At 37.6% G+C, this 4,192-nt stretch carries 5 protein-coding genes; all 5 read left to right on the top strand.

The features are described from left to right. Positions 1 to 108: 108 nt before the first annotated feature. Positions 109 to 528, top strand: coding sequence for a VOC family protein (locus NTV63_01770; protein ID MCX6709663.1), 420 nt, complete (start codon positions 109 to 111; stop codon positions 526 to 528). 131 nt (positions 529 to 659) lie between these two features. Further along, a complete protein-coding gene (locus NTV63_01765; protein MCX6709662.1) occupies positions 660 to 1,088 on the top strand; it encodes a hypothetical protein in 429 nt (142 codons plus the stop codon). Positions 1,089 to 1,160: 72 nt separating this feature from the next. Next, a complete protein-coding gene (locus NTV63_01760; GenBank protein MCX6709661.1) occupies positions 1,161 to 2,402 on the top strand; it encodes a hypothetical protein in 1,242 nt (413 codons plus the stop codon). Between the two features lie 50 nt (positions 2,403 to 2,452). Further along, the gene (locus NTV63_01755; protein MCX6709660.1) at positions 2,453 to 3,415 is read left to right on the top strand and encodes a tyrosine--tRNA ligase; all 963 of its coding nucleotides are present in this window, start codon (positions 2,453 to 2,455) and stop codon (positions 3,413 to 3,415) included. 75 nt (positions 3,416 to 3,490) lie between these two features. After that, a partial coding sequence (locus NTV63_01750) for a DEAD/DEAH box helicase (GenBank protein ID MCX6709659.1) occupies positions 3,491 to 4,192 on the top strand: 702 nt, incomplete at its 3' end.

Genomic DNA, 4,192 nt, shown 5'->3' with positions numbered 1-4,192 from the left:
AAGTACTAAACCTTTCTAAATTATTTTTTTATTTACGAATTCTAAAATTTATTGTTTATTATTAATGCAGCAAAAAGATTAAATAACATATGGTGCATTCATAAGAATATGAAACAATCAATAGTCCATGTTGCTTTGGTGGTAAGGGATTACGATGAGGCCATTGAATTCTACACTAAGAAGCTTAATTTCACTTTAGTTGAAGACACATATCAGCCTGAACAAGACAAACGATGGGTGGTAGTTTCCCCTCCGGGCTCAAGCGGGACAACGTTATTGCTTGCAAGGGCATCAAAACCTGAGCAGGAGAAGTTTATCGGCAACCAGAGCGGAGGCAGGGTATTTTTGTTTCTCAACAGCGATGATTTCTGGAGGGACTACAAGGACATGGTTTCCAAAGGCATTAAATTTGTGAGGGAGCCAAAAGAAGAATCATATGGTATGGTTGCCGTCTTTGCGGATTTGTACGGCAATTTATGGGATTTGCTTCAGCTGAACAAAGAGCATCCCATCTCTAAACGCGACTGATAAAAAGAATTATTTATTTTTGCCACACATGCAACACTGCGCAGTTTTTTTTCCAGAAAACAAAAAGAACTCTGCAACGCCTCTAAAGGTTCTCTGATTTTAAAATCAGGTTTATTAAGGAAGATGCTGAAATGGGACTGAAAGAAAAAATTGATGAAGCAGTAACAATCTACAAAGTTGAACTGAACACTGATTTCTGCACAGGGCCCAATTTTATCGACCAATTTGGTTTTAGCGAACCGGTTTACTTTACATCAAAAGATGCAGCAGATGCCTGTTATAACAGATTAATAGAATCTTTTAATGGACATCCGCTCAAGATAAATGATTCGTTGGAAGCAAAGTTTAAAGGTTACAGCGCCCCTAGCGACGCCGAACAACGCGAAATTTGCAGTCAATCATCAATTACTTATTTCAGCGATGAGCGCGGAGGAGGCCATGTTGTGCACAGGGTAATGCTTTCTTCCTGCAAAGTGGATAGAGGCACAATAGAAGAGAAAGTTGTTGTGACCCGGCAATACCATCGAAAAGAAGATGGGAAAATGTATGAACTGCAGTGACGAATATGACAATAGCCTCTTTTAATTACTTCAGGTAACTTTATATATTCGCTTATTTAAGATGAATAGTTAATGGCACAAAAAGAAACAATATTAAACAACGATAAAATTCTTCTTCCGCTATTCATAATTACCTTGATTATTATTTCGGCATTAATTGGTAATTTTATTCATACTTTTTTTCTTTCTTTAATCTTGATACTGGCAATATCTTTTGTATATTCAATAATCATAGTTAAATCATTTGACAGAAAACTGATCAATAAAATAAAAGAATCAAGCTATGTCTTATCCTTCTCTTTTTTGACAGCACTGATTGCTGCAATCATATTACCTTATTTCTTATTCCATAATTCTTTTCTAAATATTTTTATAATTCAATATGTTTATTTGCTTCCGGTCTCGCTGGTTTTCTTTTCATCATTATGTTTGTATTCAAGCATAATTAATAACATTCAACCAAACCTCAAACGAATCTTAACAGCTTCCTTAATTATATCCCTGATTAGTTCAGTAATAATCTCTTTATTATTAGTAATTGGTTCAAACTACATCTACAACCAAAGAACACAGATGTATAATCAGCAATTTAAGAATTCAGTCACAGAATTGAATGCAGCAACTGCCAGATTATACACTGCGAATTACATAGTTTTCGAAGAGATTAAAACTTATCAGAACAATTTTATTGAATCGGCAAACAAACAGAAAAATACTTTTCAAAATTTTGATGCAAACAAAGGCTTTTGTATCTCAACCAATTGCGCAAAACCTGTCGTGGATCAAATCATTCAGTCAGTATACATTATAGTAAATTCAGAAATAATCAAAACAACTCTAAAACAAGCAAATAATGAATCAATGTATATCCGCTCAGAAGAATTTAAAAAAAACTTTACTTCATTAGATGAATACAAAACATACTTAAAAAATAAAATTGACGCATCTAATTTCACTATAACTTATCTTTCAGATGAGAATAAAAACACCTTGAATCTGTTTGAATCCGGATTTACTTATCAGGATTTTCAAACGCAGAGGAAAGAGTTTGAAGGCGATCTAAGAGACGCAGCGATTACCTCAATATCGGAAAATAATTCGTTATTATACAATAGTTTATCTTACACCGTAGAACATTCAATCCCGTTCAAAGAAGCAGTCAGATTGGTAATAACATTTGCAATTTATACAGGACAGCAAATTAAAAATAGCGATTTATTTGTTGAATTATACAATAACAAGGATATTAATGAATCAAGCGAGAGCAAAATTATCAGGTATAAACTTATTCTGAATAAAATCAGAAAAAAATAAAGAGCATATTTCTCGAAAGATTTATAAAAAACACTTGGCAACTTTACCCTATGAATGCTGAAGAAAAGTTCGCGCTCATAAAAAGGAACACAGAAGAGATAATATCAGAAGATGAGCTAAGAAAGCTGCTCTCTCAAAAAGAGCACCCGGTTGTTTACTGCGGATACGAGCCCTCAGGACCCATGCATATCGGGCATTTTGTCACAATCACAAAGCTCATGGACTTTGAGAAAGCTGGCTTCAAGGTGATAATTCTTCTCGCAGACATCCACGCATTTCTCAACAGGAAGGGGACTGAAGAGGACATAAAGCGCGAGGTTGAGAACTGGAGAAAAACCATAAAGGCAATAGGGCTTAAGGCAGAGGTTGCCCTTGGTTCTGACTTTGAGTTCGGGAAAGAATACCTTCTTGATGTCTTAAGGATGGCGCAGAGCTCCACAATAAACAGGGGGCTAAGAAGCATGCAGGAGATTGCAAGGGATGTTGAGCACGCAACAATCTCCCAATTGTGGTATCCTCTTATGCAGATTGTGGACATGAAATACCTTGGGGTGGATGTTGCAGAGGGCGGGCTTGAGCAGAGAAAAGTGCATATGATGGGGAGAGAGGCAGTTGAGACAACAAGGCATCATTTCATTGCAGTCCATACCCCTCTTATAACCTCATTAAAGGGGCCCGGACAAAAGATGTCAAAATCCATCCCAGGTTCAGGGATTTCTGTAACTGACTCTTATGATGAGATAAAAAAGACAATCTCAAAGGCGCACTGCCCTGAAAAGATTGCAGAGGACAATCCAATACTTCAGATTGCGCGCCTGATAATATTCCCGAGGATTGATGTTTTCAGGATTGAAAGGACTGAAAAATACGGCGGAAACATTGAAGTTGGAAGCTACAGCGAGCTTGAGAAAAAATATGTTTCAGGGGAGATTTACCCTCTTGACCTGAAAAATGCAGTAACCTCTTATCTTGAGAAGATAATTGCGCCGATAAGGGCTAACTGGAAGGAATAGGAAATATTCTCTTAAATTCCATAATCCTTTTTAAAACAGATAAACCTTTAAATCAGGATTTCATCCATCTTTTTCATGCTTACTTACAAGGAGAAGCCGGATTCTGAGGAGGAGATTCTTAATGTATTTCATCCCCTTGTGAAAAAATGGTTCTTCTCAAAATTCAAGGAATTATCAATTTCTCAGAGATACGCACTGCTTGAAATCCATGAAAGGAAGAATATCCTTATCAGCGCCCCAACAGGAAGCACAAAAACCCTGACTGCATTCCTTTCAATCCTTAATGAGCTTGTCGGGCTTTCAGAGAAAAACGCCCTTGAGGACAGGGTTTACTGCATTTATATTTCGCCATTGAAGGCGCTTAACTATGACATTGAGGTTAACCTGAAAACTCCCCTTAAGGAAATGGAGGAGCTTTACGGGAAAAAATTGGGGATAAGAGTGGGAGTAAGAACAGGCGACACAACTGCTTCTGACAAGGCAAAGATGCTTGCAAAGCCTCCTCATATCCTCATTACAACTCCCGAATCACTCGGGATAATGCTTTCCGCAATAAAGTTTGCAAAGCTGATTGGGGAGATTGACTGGTGCGTTGTGGATGAAATCCACGCGCTTGCAGAGAACAAGAGAGGAGTTCATCTTTCGCTGAGCCTTGAGCGCCTGCAGAAAGGAAGATATTTCACAAGGATTGGGCTCTCTGCAACAATTGCTCCAATTGATGAGATTGCGCATTTTCTCGCAGGATATGAAAGCAGCAGTAAGGAAAGGGACTGCGTG

The organism is Candidatus Woesearchaeota archaeon, assembly GCA_026394965.1.
Lineage (GTDB): Archaea > Nanobdellota > Nanobdellia > Woesearchaeales > 0-14-0-80-44-23 > JAPLZQ01.
The sequence above is the reverse complement of the archived record's forward strand: the minus strand, read 5'-3'. Positions and strand labels throughout refer to the sequence as shown.